General features: G+C 65.5%; 18 protein-coding genes. 7 read left to right on the top strand and 11 right to left on the bottom strand.

Annotated features, from left to right (window positions below; genetic code table 11):
* Positions 1-7: 7 nt before the first annotated feature.
* The 5 genes from PST29_RS31135 to PST29_RS18815 form a co-directional block, all read right to left on the bottom strand.
* Positions 8-163 (bottom strand): DUF2474 domain-containing protein, encoded by a 156-nt coding sequence (locus tag PST29_RS31135; RefSeq protein WP_082729275.1) that lies wholly within the window; start codon positions 161-163, stop codon positions 8-10.
* Complete coding sequence (locus tag PST29_RS32535; protein ID WP_258230369.1) at positions 156-287, bottom strand: hypothetical protein; 132 nt, start codon at positions 285-287, stop codon at positions 156-158. The genes PST29_RS31135 and PST29_RS32535 overlap by 8 nt, the downstream gene beginning before the upstream one ends.
* Entirely contained in the window at positions 274-1,290 is a 1,017-nt protein-coding gene (gene cydB / locus PST29_RS18825; RefSeq protein ID WP_060844037.1) for a cytochrome d ubiquinol oxidase subunit II, read from the bottom strand. Before cydB ends, PST29_RS32535 begins: the two co-directional genes overlap by 14 nt.
* A gap of 16 nt (positions 1,291-1,306) precedes the next feature.
* Entirely contained in the window at positions 1,307-2,728 is a 1,422-nt protein-coding gene (locus tag PST29_RS18820; RefSeq protein WP_060844036.1) for a cytochrome ubiquinol oxidase subunit I, read from the bottom strand.
* Positions 2,729-2,855: 127 nt separating this feature from the next.
* Complete coding sequence (locus PST29_RS18815; protein WP_060840028.1) at positions 2,856-5,180, bottom strand: FdhF/YdeP family oxidoreductase; 2,325 nt, start codon at positions 5,178-5,180, stop codon at positions 2,856-2,858.
* A gap of 457 nt (positions 5,181-5,637) precedes the next feature.
* On the opposite strand from PST29_RS18815, the gene moaA reads away from it, so the two are divergent.
* The 5 genes from moaA to moaE are packed head-to-tail and all read left to right on the top strand — an operon-like array spanning position 5,638 to position 8,788.
* The gene (gene moaA / locus PST29_RS18810; RefSeq protein WP_060844035.1) at positions 5,638-6,636 is read left to right on the top strand and encodes a GTP 3',8-cyclase MoaA; all 999 of its coding nucleotides are present in this window, start codon (positions 5,638-5,640) and stop codon (positions 6,634-6,636) included.
* 45 nt (positions 6,637-6,681) lie between these two features.
* Positions 6,682-7,581, top strand: coding sequence for a bestrophin family protein (locus PST29_RS18805; RefSeq protein ID WP_060840026.1), 900 nt, complete (start codon positions 6,682-6,684; stop codon positions 7,579-7,581).
* A gap of 26 nt (positions 7,582-7,607) precedes the next feature.
* Positions 7,608-8,090: a cyclic pyranopterin monophosphate synthase MoaC gene (gene moaC, locus PST29_RS18800; protein ID WP_060840025.1), complete on the top strand. Its 483-nt coding sequence runs from the start codon at positions 7,608-7,610 to the stop codon at positions 8,088-8,090.
* Positions 8,087-8,338 (top strand): MoaD/ThiS family protein, encoded by a 252-nt coding sequence (locus tag PST29_RS18795; RefSeq protein WP_060840024.1) that lies wholly within the window; start codon positions 8,087-8,089, stop codon positions 8,336-8,338. Before moaC ends, PST29_RS18795 begins: the two co-directional genes overlap by 4 nt.
* 3 nt (positions 8,339-8,341) lie before the next feature.
* A complete protein-coding gene (gene moaE / locus PST29_RS18790) occupies positions 8,342-8,788 on the top strand; it encodes a molybdopterin synthase catalytic subunit MoaE (RefSeq protein WP_060844034.1) in 447 nt (148 codons plus the stop codon).
* A gap of 330 nt (positions 8,789-9,118) precedes the next feature.
* Here the strand turns inward: moaE and fdhD are convergent, their stop codons facing one another.
* From fdhD to mobA, 3 genes are all read right to left on the bottom strand, one after another.
* Positions 9,119-9,946 (bottom strand): formate dehydrogenase accessory sulfurtransferase FdhD, encoded by an 828-nt coding sequence (gene fdhD, locus PST29_RS18785; protein WP_060844033.1) that lies wholly within the window; start codon positions 9,944-9,946, stop codon positions 9,119-9,121.
* 58 nt (positions 9,947-10,004) lie between these two features.
* Complete coding sequence (locus PST29_RS18780; RefSeq protein ID WP_060844032.1) at positions 10,005-10,895, bottom strand: LysR family transcriptional regulator; 891 nt, start codon at positions 10,893-10,895, stop codon at positions 10,005-10,007.
* A gap of 109 nt (positions 10,896-11,004) precedes the next feature.
* A complete protein-coding gene (gene mobA / locus PST29_RS18775) occupies positions 11,005-11,622 on the bottom strand; it encodes a molybdenum cofactor guanylyltransferase MobA (protein WP_060845154.1) in 618 nt (205 codons plus the stop codon).
* A 224-nt stretch (positions 11,623-11,846) separates the two neighbouring features.
* On the opposite strand from mobA, the gene moaB reads away from it, so the two are divergent.
* Together moaB and PST29_RS18765 are read left to right on the top strand one after the other, a co-directional pair.
* On the top strand, positions 11,847-12,386 hold the full coding sequence (gene moaB, locus PST29_RS18770) for a molybdenum cofactor biosynthesis protein B (RefSeq protein ID WP_060840020.1): 540 nt from the start codon (positions 11,847-11,849) through the stop codon (positions 12,384-12,386).
* Entirely contained in the window at positions 12,383-13,588 is a 1,206-nt protein-coding gene (locus tag PST29_RS18765; RefSeq protein ID WP_060844031.1) for a molybdopterin molybdotransferase MoeA, read from the top strand. The genes moaB and PST29_RS18765 overlap by 4 nt, the downstream gene beginning before the upstream one ends.
* A 176-nt stretch (positions 13,589-13,764) precedes the next feature.
* Here the strand turns inward: PST29_RS18765 and PST29_RS18760 are convergent, their stop codons facing one another.
* The 3 genes from PST29_RS18760 to PST29_RS18750 form a co-directional block, all read right to left on the bottom strand.
* Positions 13,765-14,805, bottom strand: a complete 1,041-nt coding sequence (locus PST29_RS18760) for an FUSC family protein (RefSeq protein WP_060841978.1) — start codon at positions 14,803-14,805, stop codon at positions 13,765-13,767.
* Positions 14,806-14,927: 122 nt separating this feature from the next.
* On the bottom strand, positions 14,928-16,553 hold the full coding sequence (locus PST29_RS18755) for an NADP-dependent glyceraldehyde-3-phosphate dehydrogenase (protein ID WP_060844030.1): 1,626 nt from the start codon (positions 16,551-16,553) through the stop codon (positions 14,928-14,930).
* Between the two features lie 140 nt (positions 16,554-16,693).
* Positions 16,694-17,731: an AraC family transcriptional regulator gene (locus tag PST29_RS18750; RefSeq protein WP_060840017.1), complete on the bottom strand. Its 1,038-nt coding sequence runs from the start codon at positions 17,729-17,731 to the stop codon at positions 16,694-16,696.
* Positions 17,732-17,738 lie beyond the last annotated feature (7 nt).

Below are 17,738 nucleotides of genomic sequence, written 5' to 3'. Positions count from 1 at the left end.
GCAATTATCAGTGGCTGTGCATGCCGGCGGCCTGCATCAGCAGGCGCAGCAGGCCGGCCACCAGCCCCAGGCCGATGACGCTGGCCAGCCAGATGCCGAGCATCCACAGCAGGCGCTGCCAGCCGGGTGCCGGTTGCGCGGGGGGTGTGGTGAGTTTATCCATGGGCCAGCTCCAGCATCAGCGCGCCGCTGCAGGCGAGCATCAGCAGGGCGCCGATGAACAGCAGGCTCAGTTGCGCCACCGTCCTGTGCCAAGGCAGGGGCTTTGCCCGATCAATGGTAGCCATCGCCAATCCTCACTTTGCCGCGGAACACGTAGTAGCTCCAGCAGGTGTACATCAGGATGATCGGCAGGATGAACAGGGTGCCGATCAGGATGAACAGCTGGCTGGTCAGGGGCGATGCCGCGTCCCACAGGCTGATGGACGGCGGCACGATGTTCGGCCAGATGCTGAACGCCAGGCCGATGTAGCCGAGGAACACCAGCACCAGGGTGAACACGAACGGCCAGTGGGAATGATGCTGGCGCAAGGTTCCCAGCAGCCCGCACAACGCCAGTAGGCCCAGCACCGCCAACGCACCGAAGATCACGATATGGGCATGGCTGAACCAGCGGGTGGCGATGTCCGGGTGCAGCACCGGGGTCCAGACGCAGAGCACCGCCACCACCGCCATCAGCGCGAACGCCAGGGGCCGGGTGTAGTGGCGCATGCGCGCTTCGAGCATGCCCTCGGTCTTGACCAGCAACCAGGTGCTGCCCAGCAGCGCGTAGGCCACGATCAGCCCCAGGCCGCAAAACAGCGGGAAGGGCGCCAGCCAGTCCAGGGCGCCGCCGGCGAACTGCCGGTTGAGCACCGGGATGCCGGAAATGTAAGTGCCGATCACGATGCCCTGGCACAGGGTCGCCAGCAGCGAGCCGCCGATAAAGGCCCAGTCCCAGACGTGCCGCCGCTCGGGGCTGGCCTTGAATCGGAACTCGAAGGCCACGCCACGGAAGATCAGCCCCGCCAGCATGAAGATCAGCGGCAGGTACAGGGCTTCGAGGATCACCGAATAGGCCAGGGGAAAGGCCCCGTACAGCGCCGCGCCACCGAGGATCAGCCAGGTTTCGTTACCGTCCCAGACCGGGGCCACGGTGTTCATCATCACGTCCCGTTCCCGGGCGTCGGGGATCAGCGGAAAGAGAATCCCCAGCCCCAGGTCGAAGCCGTCCATGATCACGTACATCATCACCCCGAAGGCAATGATCACGCCCCAGATCAACGACAGGTCTATGCCTTGAATCGTCATGTCGATATCCCTTGTTTCAGTGGTGGTGGTCGCTGGACGCAAAGGTCTCGGCGATCGCGGACAGCGGACGGCGCGGGGTCGGCTCCTGGCCGGCAGGGCCGCTCGGCGGATGCTCGTGATGGGGCTGCGGGCCCTTGCGCACCAGCTTCATCATGTAGCCGATGCCCACCGCGAACACCGAGAAGTAGATCGCCACGAACAGCGCCAGGGAGATGCTCAACTGCGCCACGCTGTGGTTGGACGCGGCGTCGCTGGTGCGCAGCAGGCCGTACACCACCCAGGGCTGGCGCCCGACTTCGGTGGTGATCCAGCCCGCCAGCAGGGCGATCAGGCCACTGGGGCCCATCCACAGCACCAGGCGCAGGAACAGGCGGTTGCGGTACAGCGCGCCGTTGCGCCGCAGCAGCAGGCCCAGCGCCCCGGTAAGGATCATCAACATGCCCAGCCCGGCCATGATGCGGAAGCTGAAGAACACGATGGCCGAGTTGGGCCGGTCTTCCCTGGGGAAGCTCTTGAGCGCGGGGATCTGCTTGTCCAGGCTGTGGGTCAGGATCAGGCTGCCCAGGTAGGGCACCTCCACGGCGTAGTCGGTTTTCTCCGTGTCCATGTTGGGAATGCCGAACAGCACCAGGGGCGACGGCTCGTTGCCGTGGTTTTCCCAGTGGCCTTCGATGGCGGCGATCTTCGCCGGTTGATGTTCCAGGGTATTGAGGCCATGGGCGTCACCGACCACCGCCTGGATCGGCGCCACGATCAGCGCCATCCACAGCGCCATCGACAGCATCTTGCGCACCGGCGGCGTGTTATTGCCCCGCAGCAGGTGCCAGGCGGCGCTGGAGCCGACGAAGAACGCCGTGGCAACAAAGGCGGCGATCGCCATGTGCATCAGGCGGAAGGGGAACGACGGGTTGAACACGATCGCCAGCCAGTCCATGGGCATGATCCGCCCGTCGACGATGGAGAAGCCCTGGGGCGTCTGCATCCAGCTGTTGGAGGCGAGGATCCAGAAGGTCGAGATCAGGGTGCCGATGGCCACCATCACCGTGGCGAAGAAGTGCAGCCCGCGGCCGACCCGGTTCCAGCCGAACAGCATGACCCCGAGAAAGCCCGCCTCCAGGAAGAACGCGGTCAGCACCTCGTAGGTCAGCAAGGGCCCGGTGATGCTTCCGGCAAAGTCCGAGAAGCGGCTCCAGTTGGTGCCGAATTCATAGGCCATGACCAGGCCGGAGACCACGCCCATGCCGAAGTTGACGGCGAAGATCTTCGACCAGAAGTGATACAGGTCCTTGTAGGTGTTGTTGTGGGTCTTGAGCCACAACCCTTCGAGCACTGCCAGGAAACTGGCCAGGCCGATGGTGATGGCGGGAAAGATGATGTGGAACGAGACCGTGAACGCAAACTGGATGCGTGCCAGGTCGAGCGCCTGTAGATGAAACATGACGAAACCCTCGTGATGGCTGGGGGCCCGGGCAGGCGCCGGCCGCCGCCGTGAACCAGGGTTCGCGGCGTACGGCAGAAGGCTGCGCGGGGCAGGCTGGAGCGGCGCCTTGGCCGCCCCGGCCGGGTCAAGCGCTGACGGACTGGATCAGGTTGCTGGCCGCCGCCGGCTCCAGGCGGATGGCGATGAACTTGGACGTCGGCGTATAGGTGCGGTCGCCATAGCTCTCCAGGGGCACCAGGGGGTTGGTCTCCGGGTAGTAGGCGGCAGACTGGCCGGCGGGAATGTCGTAGGCGATCAGGGTGAAACCGCTGACCCGACGCTCGCGACCGTCATCCCACAGCGAGACGATGTCGACCTTCTGCCCCGGTTCGAAGCCCAGCTGGCGAATGTCCTGCTCGTTGGCGAACAGCACCTCGCGCATGCCGTAGACCCCGCGATAGCGGTCGTCCAGGCCATACAGGGTGGTGTTGTACTGGTCGTGGGAACGCATGGTCTGCAGGATCAGGTCCGGCTTGACCTTGAGCTTGCGCACCCCGGCGCTGACCAGGTGCTCCGGCAGCACGCTGGGAATGAAGCGCGCCTTGCCGGTGGCGGTGTTCCAGCGCCGCTGGCTGGCGTCGTTGCCCAGGTGGAAGCCGCCGGGGTTCAGCAGTTTGAGATTGAAGTCCTCGAACCCGGGGATGGTGTCGGCGATCAGGTCGCGGATGCGCCCGTAGTCTTCGATCACCCACAGCCAGTCGATGGGGTGACGGCCCAGGGTGGCGTTGGCAATGCCGGCGATGATCGCCGGTTCCGAGCGCAGGTGCGGCGACTTGGGTTTCAGCTGGCCGTGGGAGATGTGCACCATGCTGAAGGTGTCTTCCACGGTGATGCCTTGCGGGCCGTTGGCCTGGATATCGATATCGGTACGACCCAGGCACGGCAGGATCAGCGCCTCGCGCCCGGTCACCAGGTGGCTGCGGTTGAGCTTGGTGGCGATGTGCACGGTGAGCTCGCAGTTGCGCAGGGCGGCGTGGGTCCGCGGGGTGTCCGGGGTGGCCTGGGCGAAGTTGCCGCCCAGGCCGATGAACACCTTGGCTCGGCCCTGTTCCATGGCCGAAATCGCCATCACCGTGTTGTGCCCGTGCTCCCGTGGTGGCTTGAAGCCAAAGCGCGCCTCCAGGGCATCGAGCAGCTCGCTGGGCGCCAGTTCGTTGATGCCCATGGTGCGGTCGCCCTGCACGTTGCTGTGGCCGCGCACCGGCGACAGGCCGGCGCCGGGGCGGCCGATGTTGCCCCGCAGCAACAGCACGTTGATCACTTCCTGGATGGTCGGCACCGAGTGGGTGTGCTGGGTCAAGCCCATGGCCCAGCACATGATGGTGCGCTTGGCCTTGCGGTACATGCGCGCCGCCAGTTCGATGTCGGCCATGCTCAGGCCGGACTGTTCGAGGATATGGTTCCAGGACGTGGCATCGACCTCGGCCAGGTAACTGTCCAGCCCCGAGGTGTGTTCGGCGATGAAGGCCCGATCGAACACTGGCTCGCCGTTGTTGGCCAGGGCTTCGCGCTCCCAGCGCAGGAGGAACTTGGCGATGCCGCGAAAGGCCGCCATGTCGCCGCCCAGGGCCGGACGGAAGTAGGCCGAGGAGGTGGGTTCGGAGCCGTTGGTGAGCATCTCCAGCGGGTGTTGCGGATGCTGGAAGCGTTCCAGCCCGCGTTCTTTGAGCGGGTTGAAGCAGATCACCTGGGCCCCGCGCTTCACCGCTTCGCGCAGGGGTTCGAGCATCCGTGGGTGGTTGGTGCCGGGGTTCTGGCCGATGACGAAGATCGCGTCGGCTTCTTCCAGGTCATGGAACACCACGGTGCCCTTGCCCACGCCGACGCTTTCGAACATGCCCACGGCGCTGGCCTCGTGGCACATGTTTGAGCAGTCGGGAAAGTTGTTGGTGCCATAGGCGCGCACGAACAGCTGGTACAGGTAGGCCGCTTCGTTGCTGGCCCGGCCCGAGGTGTAGAACTCCGCCTGGTTCGGCGAGTCCAGGCCCTTGAGGTGGCTGGCGATCAGCTCGAAGGCTTGGTCCCAGGTGGTTTCCACGTAGCGGTCCTGGGTGGCGTCGTAGCGCATCGGGTGGGTCAGGCGGCCCTGGTATTCAAGCCAGTAGTCGCTCTGCGCGGCCAGGGCCGAGACCGTGTATTTGTTGAAGAAGGCCGGGTTCACCAGGCGCCCGGTGGCTTCCCAGTTGACCGCCTTGGCGCCGTTCTCGCAGAACTTGACCATGCCGTTTTCCGGCGACTCGCCCCAGGCGCAGCCCGGGCAGTCGAAGCCGCCGTTCTGGTTGGTCTTGAGCATGGCGCGGATGTTCTTGAAGGCGTTCTCGCTGCCCAGCCAGTTCCTGGTCACCGCGATCAGTGCCCCCCAACCGGCGGCCGCCCCCTTGTAGGGTTTATATCGATCAACTTCGCTCATGATATTTCTCCAATACAGCGCACGCAGGCAACCGCCCGACAAATAATCGATGTCAGTGATTGTTTAACTGCACAGGCTAAATGCGGTTTTGTGGTGAAGCCGTTTAAGTTCGGACTGCTTGGGGCAACGGAATCACTTATAGGGCCCGTTTCATGGGCCGCGAATAAAGCCTATTCGGCGCCTGTATCGGCTGTCTAATCGCAATTAATGACCGGTTGATCGAAAGCCTCTATCAAGTCTTTAATTCATTAAAAATCAACGATTTATATTGTTGTTTGAATGCCGGTAAAGGGTGCTTTTGCCGCTGATAGATTGCATTGATCAATCGGTTGTTAATAGCGATTGGACGCCACTTTTAATCACTCTTAGTCTTGCCGCCAACAACTTGTCCAATGGCCGTTAATGGACAAAAACTGCAACTAAGACCCCAGGGTCGTAACCGTCGACAGAGGCTGTGATGTCAGATCAAGTATTGGTGGATGGCTTTGCCCGACGGATCGACTACTTGCGCATGTCGGTGACCGACCGCTGCGACTTCCGCTGTGTGTATTGCATGGCCGAGGACATGCAGTTCCTGCCGCGCCAACGCATCCTGACCCTGGAGGAGCTGTACCAGCTGGCCGCGGGTTTTGTCGCCCTGGGTACACGCAAGATCCGCCTCACCGGTGGCGAGCCATTGATCCGTCCCGGGGTGGTGCAATTGTGTCAGCGCATCGGGCAATTGCCCGGGTTGCGGGAGCTGTGCCTGACCACCAACGGCTCGCAGCTGGGCAAGCTCGCCGCGCCGCTGTTCGAGGCCGGGGTCAAGCGCCTCAACATCAGCCTCGACAGCCTCGACCCGGGGCTGTTTCGCCAGCTGACCCGCACCGGCGAACTGAGCCAGGTGATCGCCGGCATCGACGCGGCGATCGCTGCGGGCTTTGCGCGCACCAAGCTCAATTGCGTGGTGATGAAAGGCCGCAACGACCGTGAGATCAACGAGCTGGTGGCCTTTGCCATCGACCGCGGCCTGGACATCTCGTTTATCGAGGAGATGCCCCTGGGCAGCATCAGCGAGCACAGTCGTCGCGACGCGTTCTTTTCCAGTGCCCAGGTCCGCGAGCGGATCGCCGAGCGCTACACCCTGATGGAGTCCGCCGAGTCGACCCAGGGCCCGTCGCGCTACTGGCGCCTGGCCGAGGCGCCGCAGATCCGCCTGGGCTTCATCTCGCCCCACAGCCACAACTTCTGCGGCACCTGCAACCGTGTCCGGCTGACGGTGGAAGGGCGCTTGCTGTTGTGCCTGGGCAACGAGCACTCGGTGGACCTCAAGGCCGTGCTGCGGGCCCATCCCGGTGACTCCGAGCGTTTGCAGCGGGCCATGGTCGAGGCGATGAAACTCAAACCCTACCGCCACCACTTCGAACTCAACGACGAGCTGCAAGTGGTGCGCTTCATGAACATGACCGGCGGTTGAAGCCCCGGTCTTTACCGCTTTCCTTCGTGCACAGGTTTCGCCGCGATGATCGTCCGATCCAAACCCAACCTGATCAGCGTGCTGATCTCCCTCAAGGGCTCGATTGCCAAGCGCATCGCCTTGCGCAGCCTGCTGGTGACCCTGCTGGCCTCGGCCATCGTGCTGATCGAGACCCTGCACCCGGCGTACTTTTCCAAGGTCAACGCCACGCCTTTCACCTTGCTCGGCCTGTCGCTGTCGATCTTCATGAGCTTTCGCAACAACGCTTGCTACGACCGTTGGTACGAGGCGCGCAAGGCCCTGGGCACGCTGGTCACCGAGGTGCGCTCGCTGATCCGCGAAACCCAGGTGCTGGAGGAGGCCGGGGCGCGCCGCGCGATCCTCGGCGACCTGTGCGGCTTTGCCCAGGCCCTCAAGGCCCGGCTGCGCCAGGAAGATGAACTGGGCGCTGCCGAAACCTGGCTCAGCCAGCTGCCGCCGGCCACCACCAGCAACCTGCCGGACAGCCTCCTGCGCCAGGTGGCGCGCCAGTGTTCGGAGCAGGCCCTGGCGGGCCGGATCAGCGAGTGGCGCTACCAGCTGCTGGCCAACCACCTGGCGGCGCTGACCGGCGCGCAAACCACCTGCGAGCGGATCAAGAGCACGCCGCTGCCGTTTCCCTACACCTTGCTGTTGCACCGCACCAGCTACATGTTCTGCATCCTCCTGCCCTTTGCCATGGCCGAGCCCCTGGGCTGGCTGACGCCGATTTTCACCGCCATCGTCAGCTACACCTTCTTCGGCCTGGACGCCATTGGCGACGAGCTGGAAGACCCCTTTGGCCACGACGAGAACGACCTGCCGCTGAACGCCATCGTGCGCAACATCGAGCGCGAGATCCTCGAGGCCCAGGGGGCCACCGAACTGCCGCCGGTGCTGTTGCCGGTGGACTATGTCCTGAGCTGAACCACTGTCCTTATCCGAGGTTGCACATGAACCCACTCACTCACCTGGATGCCCAGGGCCGAGCCAGCATGGTGGATGTCACCGCCAAACCGGCCACCGAACGCGAGGCCCAGGCCCGGGCCTGGGTGCGCATGCTCCCGGCCACCCTGCAGTTGATCCAGGACCAGGGGCACCCCAAGGGCGACGTGTTCGCCGTGGCGCGCATCGCCGCAATCATGGCGGCGAAGAAGACCCACGAACTGATCCCCCTGTGCCACCCGTTGCTGCTCAGCGGTATCCACGTCGAGCTGCAGGCGCTGCCGCCGGACCGAGTGCAGATCACCACCTGCTGCCGGCTCAATGGCGCCACCGGGGTCGAACTGGAAGCCATGACCGCCGCCAGCGTCGCGGCGCTGACGATCTACGACATGTGCAAGGCGGTGGACCGCGGCATGGTCATCGAGGGCCTGCACCTGCTGAGCAAGCAGGGCGGCAAATCAGGGGTTTTCATCGCAGGAGCAGCACAATGATTCTGGTCAACTACTTTGCCCGCTATCGCGAACAACTGGGCAGCGGCGGCGAGAAGCTGCCCCTGGACGCCGGCTTGCGCACTGTCGATGACCTGCGCCGGCGACTGATGGCCCGGGGTGAAACCTGGGCCGCGGTGCTGGGGGAGAACAGCCTGATGTGCGCGCTGAACCAGGATTTGTGCAAGCTCGACGCGGTGATCGAGGACTTCGATGAAATCGCCTTCTTTCCCCAAGTGACCGGGGGCTGAGGCATGGGCATTCAGGTGCAGACCCAGGCCTTCAACCTGGATCAACTCACTGCCGGCCTGCAGGCCGGCGACTCCAGTGTCGGCGGCGTGGTGACCTTCGTTGGCTATGTGCGCGATCTCAACCTCGGTGACTCGGTGCAGAGCCTGTTCCTGGAGCACTACCCGGGCATGACCGAGCGCTCGCTGCAGGGCATCGTGCAACAGGCCCAGGCGCGCTGGCCGCTGAACCGGGTGCGCCTGGTGCATCGGGTAGGGTTGCTGCAGGTGGGCGAGCCCATCGTCTTCGTCGGCGTGGCCAGCGCCCACCGCCAAGCGGCGTTCGAGGCCTGCGCCTTCATCATGGATTACCTCAAGACCCGCGCACCGTTCTGGAAGCGCGAAGTCACCCCCTGCGGCGAACGCTGGATCGACGGGCGCGAGAGCGACCGGCAGGCGGCCGAACGTTGGTAATCGTTTGCATCGTTTCTTGTGGCGAGGGACTCACACCGAGTGCGATGTCGAAAGGCTTTTTTATGGTGAGGGCGCTCACTCCCGTTGGAAGGCGCAGCCTTCCCAAGCCCTGAGTCCGCGGCCTGTCAGCTGGATCGCGGATTCAGGTTCTGCGGCCGCTGCGCGCCCGATCGGGAGCAAGCTCCCTCGCCACGCTGGGGGAGCTTACACCGAGTGCAATGTTGTGGTGAGGGAGCTCGCTCCCGTTGGAAGGCGCAGCCTTCCCAAGGCCTGAATCCGCGGTCTATCAGCTAGATCACAGATTCAGGTTTTGAGCCACAGAGGGGAGATTCAGATCGGGCTGTAGATCCGCGGGGCATTGCGGTGGGGCACGTGGATCAGGTTCAGGTGGTGCTTGTTGGCCCATTGCACGGTCAGTGCGGTGGGCGCAGAGAGGCTGACCAGGGTGCCGAGGCGGGCGCGCACCGCCTTGTGGATCAGCTCCAGGCTGCAGCGGCTGGTGACCACGGTGAAGCCCTGGCGGCCATCGATCCCGGCGTTCAGCAGGGCGCCGATCAGCTTGTCCAGGGCGTTGTGGCGGCCGATGTCTTCCTGGCACAGACGCACCTCGCCCTGTTCGTCGAAGTACAACGCCGCATGCAAGGCGCCGCTGCTGCGGGCCATGTGCTGGGCCTGTTCGATGCGCTCGCGCAGGCCCTGCAGGTGTTCGGCGGGGGGCAGGGGCGAAGGTTCGAGTATCTGCAGTTGCGGCAGCGCCTGTTCCAGGGCCTCCACGCCGCATAACCCGCAGCCGCTGGTCCCGGCCATCTGCCGGCGATGGTCCTTGAGGGCCCAGAAGGCCCGACTGGAAATCTGCACATCGGCCTGGCAGGCCTGGGGAAAGTGGCTGAGGCGGATGTCGTAGATTTCGCTGAGGTCGCTGACGATGTCGTTGGTGATGCTGAAGCCGCGAATGAAGTCTTCCAGGTTGCCGGGGGACACCATCATCACCGCCTGGCTCAGGCCGTTGTAGGTGATCGCCAGGGCGATCTCGGCGGCCAGCGGCGCCTCGGCCAGCACCCCGTCGGGGCTGTACTCGCGATAGGCCACGCGTTGCGGCGCCGGCGCCGGCGCATTGGCTTCGGGTTGTTGCTGCGTTTGTTCGATCCGGCAAACCATGACCACACCTCGATACAGTCGATTCGCCCCGGGCCATGGGCGGCCCGGGGGCATGCATTCAGTCTTTGGGCGCAAACAGCTTCCTGGCTTCGGCGAAGCACTTTTCGGCAATCGCCGAGCGCGGTTCGGTCTTGCGCATCACCAGGCCCAGGGGCGCCAGCACGCTGGCATCCGGCAGCTGGATAAAGGCCAGGTTGTCGATGGGCGAATCCAGGCCGCTGTCCAGGGGCATGATCGAGCAGCAGAAGCCCTCGTGGATCGCCTGGAACAGCTGGTAGGTGGAATCGCTTTCCAGGATCGGCGTCGGGTTCAGGCCGCGGCTGCGAAAGCTCAGGTCGATGGACTTGCGATAGTGCATGCCGGTGCTGAGCATGCCCAGGGGCAGCTCGGCGGCGTCTTCCCAGCTCATTTCGCTGCCTTCGAAATGAAAGTGCCGGGTGTCGTAGAGCAGGCCGACCCGGGTCTCGCCGATCTCGAAGAAGTCCAGGTAGTTGGGGTTGACGTGGTCCAGGTAGCAGACCCCGAGGTCCAGCTGGTTGTTGCCGATGTCCTCGATGATCCGGTCGGAGCTGGCGGACGACAGGCTGAACTTGAGCTCGGGAAAGCTCGCCGAGAGCTTCTGCACATAGCTGATGGGGTTGAAGCCGCTCAGCGGCACCAGGCCCAGGCGCAGGTTACCCACCAGTTGCCCGCGGCAGGCGGCGGCCTCGGCGAACAGCCCGTCATGGGCCGCCAGCAGGGTCTTGGCCCAGGCCAGGACCCGCTCGCCGGCCTCGGTGAAGCCTTCGAAGCGCTGGCCGCGGGTTACCAGGATCAGGTCCAGCTCGTCCTCCAGGTTGCGCAGGCGCATGGACAGGGTCGGCTGGGTAATGTGGCAGCGCGCGGCAGCCTGGCCGAAGTGCCGGGTCTGCTCCAGGGCGATCAGAAACTTGAGTTGCTTGATGTCCACAATGGCACCTGTGGTGAAGGGAATCGGAGTCAGTATTAACGCAGGTGTCCGGTTCCTGGAAAGACGTTCAGTCTTCCCGGGCCGAACCCTCGGGGCACACCGTCGGCGTTCAGGCCACGGGCCCGGGGTCTGTTTCAGACAGTAGTTCAGGGGTGTTGAAGTTGCTCAGCCGCGGATCGTCGGCGGCGCAGGGCAAAGGTTTCAGGCCATGGGCGGCGAGGGCCCGCAGCAGGCTGCGCTCGCCGCGCTCCCAGGCGGCGCGCAAGCGGGCTGCCAGGGCCGTGGGTATCAGGCTGAACATGGGTTGCCACTGTCCGTCCTGCTGCACCATCAACGGGCTGAGGGTGTCCGCCGGGCGGGCATCCAGCAGCGCCTGGATCAGCGCGCCGTCGATCCGCGGCGCGTCGCAGGCCAGCACCAGCAGCCAGGGGTGCCGGGCCACTGCCAGACCCGCCAGCACGCCGGCCATGGGGCCGGGAAAGTCTGCCTGCTCATCCGCCACCAGGCGATCGGCATAGGGCCGGTACTGCTCGGCGTTGCGGTTGCAGGAAATGATCAGGTCGTCGCTGAAGGGCCGCACCGTGGCCTGCACATGGGCAATCAAGGGCCGGCCCTGCCAGGTCACCAGGCCCTTGTCGCGACCGCCCATGCGCGAGCCGCGCCCTCCCGCCAGCAGCAGGATCGAGCAGGGCGGGGAGAGGGGCGGGGCAGGGCGGGTCGGGGTCATGGTCGGGTGCATATCCGGTGGGTGGCGCAACCATCGCATTGTCTTTCGAACGCGTCCAATCGCAAATGTTGAATGGCCGATCGATCCGGCTTATCGGCCGGGCCGCCGGGGCCCGGTGACGATAGAGCGGATCGATAATCCGGTCAGCCAGAACGATTAGACAGCCGCGCTTTGGCGCCCTTAGCCTGAGCCCATGATTTTTATCTTGCCGGTCGGAGAATGACATGAGCGTGAAGTCGGATGCGTTGTTTGTACCCTTGAACATAGCCGTGCTGACAGTCAGCGATACCCGGGAGTACGCCACGGACACCTCCGGGCAACTGCTGGTCAGCCGCTTGCTGGAAGCCGGTCACACCCTGAGCGAGCGCAACCTGCTCAAGGACGACCTGTACAAGATCCGCGCCCAGGTGGCGGCCTGGATCGCCGACGAGCGCATCCAGGTGGTGCTGATCACCGGCGGCACCGGCTTCACCGGCCGCGACAGCACCCCGGAAGCCGTGAGCTGCCTGCTGGACAAGCACATCGACGGTTTCGGCGAGCTGTTCCGCGCCATCTCGATTCTCGATATCGGCACCTCCACGGTGCAGAGCCGTGCTTTGGCCGGGCTGGCCAACGGCACCCTGGTGTGCTGCCTGCCGGGCTCCACCGGGGCCTGCCGCACCGCCTGGGAAGGCATCCTCGCCGAGCAACTGGATGCCCGCCACCGGCCGTGCAATTTCGTGCCGCACCTCAAGCCGGTGCAGGCGTGCGAGTCGCGCGGATGAGCCAGGGTTCCCTGATGCCGCTGGAAGATGCATTGGCCAGCCTGCTGGCCATGGCCGATGCCCAGCGCCTGGCGGAGAGTGAAACCCTGGCCGTGGACAAAGCCCGGCAACGGGTGCTGGCCACTGACCTGGTGGCGACCCTGGACCTGCCGCCCTGGCCTAACAGCGCCATGGACGGCTACGCCCTCAACCTGCAGCACTGGGACGGCCAGCCACTGCCGGTGTCGCAGACGATCTTTGCCGGCCAGCCCGGCGATCCCTTGCAGCCGGGCAGCTGTGCGCGGATCTTCACCGGCGCGCCGCTGCCGGCCGGCGCCGATTGCGTGGAGATGCAGGAGAACGTCGAGCGGCAGGAGGATGGCCGGGTGCGCTTCACCCAGGCCCTGAAGCCGGGGCAGAACATTCGCCCCCAGGGCCAGGAAAACCGTGTCGGCCAGGTGCTGTTGCCGGCCGGCAAGCGCCTGGGGCCTTTCGAGCTGGCGCTGGCCGCGGCCCAGGGTTGCACCGAGCTGCAAGTGGTGCGCCGTCCGCGGGTGGCGTTGCTGTCCACCGGCGATGAGTTGCTGGAACCGGGCATGCCGATGCGCCCCGGTTGCATCTACAACAGCAACCGCACCTTGCTCCGCCACTGGCTCGACAGCCTGGGATGCGAGGTCATCGACGCCGGGATTCTGCCCGACCAGCCGCAGCAGACCCGGCTCAGGCTGGAACAGTTGCAGCATGGCGCGGACCTGATCCTGACCACTGGCGGGGTCTCGGCGGGGGATGCCGATTGCCTGGGCCAGGTGCTGAGGAACAACGGCCGACCGCTGTTCTGGAAGCTCGCGATCAAACCCGGAAAACCGCTGACGGTGGGCCACTTCGGCCAGGTGCCGGTGATCGGCCTGCCGGGCAACCCGGCCTCGGCCCTGGTGACCTTCGGCCTGCTGGCCCGGGCCTACCTGTTGCGGATTCAAGGGGTGCAGGAGGTGGCGCCGCTGAGTGTCGCAGTGCCGGTGGCCTTCGCCTGGTCCAAGGCCGGCAGCCGCCGGGAATACCTGCGGGCGCGCCTGGAGCACGGCCGCGCCGTGCTCTATCCGAACCAGAGTTCCGGGGTGCTGTTGGGGGCCAGCTGGGCCGATGGCCTGGTGGAGGTGCTTGAGGGCCACACCCTGCAGGTGGGCGACTCGGCGCGTTTCATTCCCTTCAGCGAGCTGTTCTAGGCTCTGTGTGAAAAGTTTTGAGACGAAGGTCAGGCAAGGCGAAAACGCTCGAGGAACGGCCGGGGTCGCGTTCGACTTTACGGGTTGTCAATGAGCATTCCGATCGGACTCGCGCACGAGACCGTTTTCAACGCAGCATCACCGAGTATCAAGGCTTTTCGTACAAAGCCTAGGGCCTAGATCTTCCAATGCCGGGCGCTCTTGCCCAGGCGCTGGCGCATCTCGCCCAGGGTCGCCGCCAGCTGCCGGGTGAGCAGTCGGTAGCCGTCCAGGGCCGAATACACCGGCGCTTCCAGGGCGTTCTCGGGGCTGCCTTCCACGGCTTTTTCCAGGCGCTGGGTAACCCCCGATTGCAGGGCCCGGGCCATGCCGATCAGCTGCACGCGAATCTGCCGGTGTTCGGCCTTGAGCAGCTGTTGCATCTGCGCCATGGCCTGCCGGTCGCCGGCATCGGGGCGGGTGTTGCCGAGGATCTCCAGGGTGCTGATGCACATCCGCAGATTGCGCTGGATGGCGTCCAGCTCGGTCATGGAAATCCGCACTTCCTTGGACACCGACGGCATCAGCGAACGCAGTTGCAGCATGGCGGCGTTGACCCGGCCCAGGAGCTTGAGGTGTTCGTCGTCGGTCACCGACTGGCCCTGGACGATCCGCCCGTACAGCTGGGCGCAGTCGCGCAGGGCGCTGGCCAGGTTGTAGCGCCAGGAGTACACCGCGTACAGCGGAATGGCGAAGGAAAACGCCAGGGCCAGGGCAATGCCGATGAGGATGTCCACCGCACGCCACAGGCCGTCGCTGACCTGGTTGTCGCCGTGGCCGGCGACGATGAACACGGTGATCGCCGCCAGCAGCGCGGTGTAGCCGCCCTTGCCGATGGCGTGATAGGAAAAGTAGCCGCACACCGCCGACATCCCCAGGTAGGTCAGCCAGGGCTGGCCGAAGTACGCCTGCTGCACCACCAGCACCAGGCCGACCCCGGCGCCCACCAGGGTGCCGATGGCTCGCTCGGCGGCTTTCTTGCCGATGTTGCCGTGGTGCTGCAGGCCGCCGATCACCACCAGCATGGTCACCGAGGCCCATTCGCCGTGGGGCAGGTTGAGGCCGGTGGTCAAGAGGATGGTGGCGATCAGGCCGAGGGCGACCCGCACCGCGTGGATCAGCCGGGCGTGACGGTAGCGCCGGTACGGGTCCAGCACGGGACGCAGCAGGCGGCGCAACAAGGGGGGCAGGGTGAGGCTTGGCAGGAACTTGAACGGGCCCAGGCTGGTTTCTCCCAGTGGCATGAGTGGCAGGATCGGTGGCCGGGGCTCGCCGCGTGGCGAGCCCCGGCCAGGCGCTTTTAGAAAATGTAGTCGGTGGTCAGGAAGCTGGAGTCGCGGTTGCGGATGATGTCACTGATCAGCTGTTTGTTGCGCTCCTGGAACTTGGTCGCCACCAGGGTGCGGATCGAGAAGGTGCGCAACGCATCATGCACCGACAGCGTGCCCTCGGCGGAGTTCTTGCGGCCGTTGAAGGGGAAGGTGTCCGGGCCGCGCTGGCACTGGGCGTTGATGTTGATCCGCCCGACCTGGTTGGCGAAGGTGTCCACCAGCCGGCCGATCACCGCCGGATCGCTGCCGAACAGGCTCAGTTGCTGGCCGAAGTCCGACTCCAGGACGTAGTCGATCACCGTGTCCAGGTCGCGGTAGGGCACGATGGGCACCACCGGGCCGAACTGTTCCTCGTGGTAGACGCGCATCTGCGGGGTCACCGGGTACAGCACCGCCGGGTAGAAGAACGACGCCCGCGACTCGCCGCCATGGGGGTTCACCACCTGGGCGCCGTGGGCCTGGGCATCGGCCACCAGGGTGTGCAGGTAGTCGACCTTGGTGTTTTCCGGCAGCGGCGTCAGGGCCACCCCCGGCTCCCAGGGCATGCCCGGCTTGAGGCCTTTGAGCTTGGCGTTGAACTGTTCGATGAAGCGCTCGACCACGGCTTCGTGGACAAACAGGATCTTCAGCGCGGTGCAGCGCTGGCCGTTGAACGACAGCGCGCCGGTAACGGCCTCGCTGACCGCGTTGTCCAGGTCGGCATCGGGCAGCACGATCCCCGGGTTCTTCGCATCCAGGCCGAGGGCCGCGCGTAGGCGGTGCGGCTTGGGGTGGAGTTTCTTCAGGTCACTGGCGGCCTTGTTGGTGCCGATGAAGGCGAAGATGTCGATCTTGCCGCTGGCCATCAGCGCGCTGACGGTCTCGCGGCCGCTGCCGTAGATGACGTTGATCACCCCGGCCGGGAAGCTGTCGCGGAAGGCTTCGAGCAGCGGGCGGATCAGCAGCACGCCGAGCTTGGCCGGCTTGAACACCACGGTGTTGCCCATGATCAGCGCCGGAATCAGGGTGGTGAAGGTTTCGTTCAGCGGGTAGTTGTAGGGGCCCATGCACAGGGCCACGCCCAGGGGCACCCGGCGGATCTGGCCGAGGGTGTCCTGCTCCAGTTCGAAGCGGCTGGAGCGCCGGTCCAGTTCCTTGAGCGCGCCGATGGTGTCGACGATGTAGTCGCAGGTGCGGTCGAACTCTTTCTCAGAGTCCTTGAGGTTCTTGCCGATTTCCCACATCAGCAGCCTGACCACCGCCGTGCGCTGCTCGCGCATGCGCGCCAGGAAGGCTTCCACGTGCTGGATGCGCTCGGCCACGCGCATCGTCGGCCAGGCGCCCTGGCCACGGTCGTAGGCGCGCACGGCGGCGTCCAGGGCGGTGAGGGCGGTGTCGGCGTCCAGCAGCGGGGTGCTGCCGAGGATCACTTGCCGGTCGCCGTCGGCGCCGCTCAGGTAGATCGGGCTGCGGACCTGGGCCAGGGGGCCGCTCCAGGTGCGCAGTTCACCGTCCACCAGGTAGTCGCGCTGCTCCACCGGGTCGGGCAGGCGATAGGCTTCGGGGATGTCGGCGGCAGCGGGAAACAGGTTGGTGAGGACATTGGCTGTGGTCATGACTCTACCCCGTGTTGGAAATGGCGGCGGCGCGGATGACAGTGACGCCATCGCTCCCAGGTTTATACGCCTGAATGGGCTGCGCCTTCAGCAGTTTCTGCGGGCGGCGCGCAGGCGGTCACGGTTCGAGATTAAACGTTTCAGCTGCTGCCCAGCAACTGCCGGATCAGGCTCGGGGTGCTGCCGGTCCAGCGCTTGAAGGAGCGGCGGAAATTGGCCGGGTCATTGAAGTTCAGGTACTCGGCCACCGCCTCGTTGCTCCAGCCCCTGATCTGGTACAGGTACAGCGCCACCTGCTTGCGCACCCGGTCCACCTGCTGCTGGTAGCCGCTGTGGTGCTTGCTCAACTTGCGCTTGAGGGTCGCCGGGCTCATGGCGAAGGCCTGGGCGGTCTGTTCCAGGCTCGGCGCATGCCGCACGTTGGCTTGCAGGTAGCGGTCCAGGGCATCGAGAAAACTCCCGGAAAAACCCAGTTGGCGCAGGTGTTCGTCGGCTTCCAGGCGCGCCACCTGGCCGGCGGTGGCCGAGGCCCCGGGCCAGGGCCGGGTCAGGTATTGCCGGGGGATGCGCATCAGGTCCAGGGGCCGCCGGAACTGGGTCTGTTCCCCCAGGTGCACCCAGTACTGCTCGACATAGCGCGGCTCGCCGTGGCTGAAGCTGCATTCCCAGGGCAGGCGCTGGCCGCTGAGCCACTGACTCATGGCCACCAGGGCGGTCATGCTGGCCTCCAGCAGGAAGCGCCCGTGCTCGCCGGCGCCGCAGCTGTCCAGCCAGTAGCAGTAGGCATGCTGTTCATCCAGCACCAGGCGCGGGCTGAGCAGGGGGCTGAGCAGGGCCTGCTGCTGCACCAGGGCGTCCAGGGCCTGCTGCAGGTTCTGTGCATGGCGCAGGGCGTGGCTGGCGGCGCCGTAATGCCCGGGCAGCAGGCGCTGGCCGAACAGGAAACTGCTGTCGTCGGCGTCCAGCAGGCGCCGGCTGTTGCCGATCAGCGCCAGGAACTGCTGCGGGCTGAGGCGGGTCTGTCCGGCCAGGATGTCCTCGTGGAATAGCCCGGTGCCGCGCAGCAGGCGGTGGCTGTCGATGTCCCGGGACAGCGCCAGGTCGATCAGTGTCGCCGGTTGATAGTGCCCGGGGATGAACCGGGTATCGCTTTCGTACCAGCAGGTCTTCACGGTCATGACGGCG

The sequence above is a fragment of the Pseudomonas sp. St29 genome (genome assembly GCF_001547915.1).
Taxonomy (GTDB): domain Bacteria; phylum Pseudomonadota; class Gammaproteobacteria; order Pseudomonadales; family Pseudomonadaceae; genus Aquipseudomonas.
This window is presented reverse-complemented; position numbering and strand designations above follow the sequence as displayed.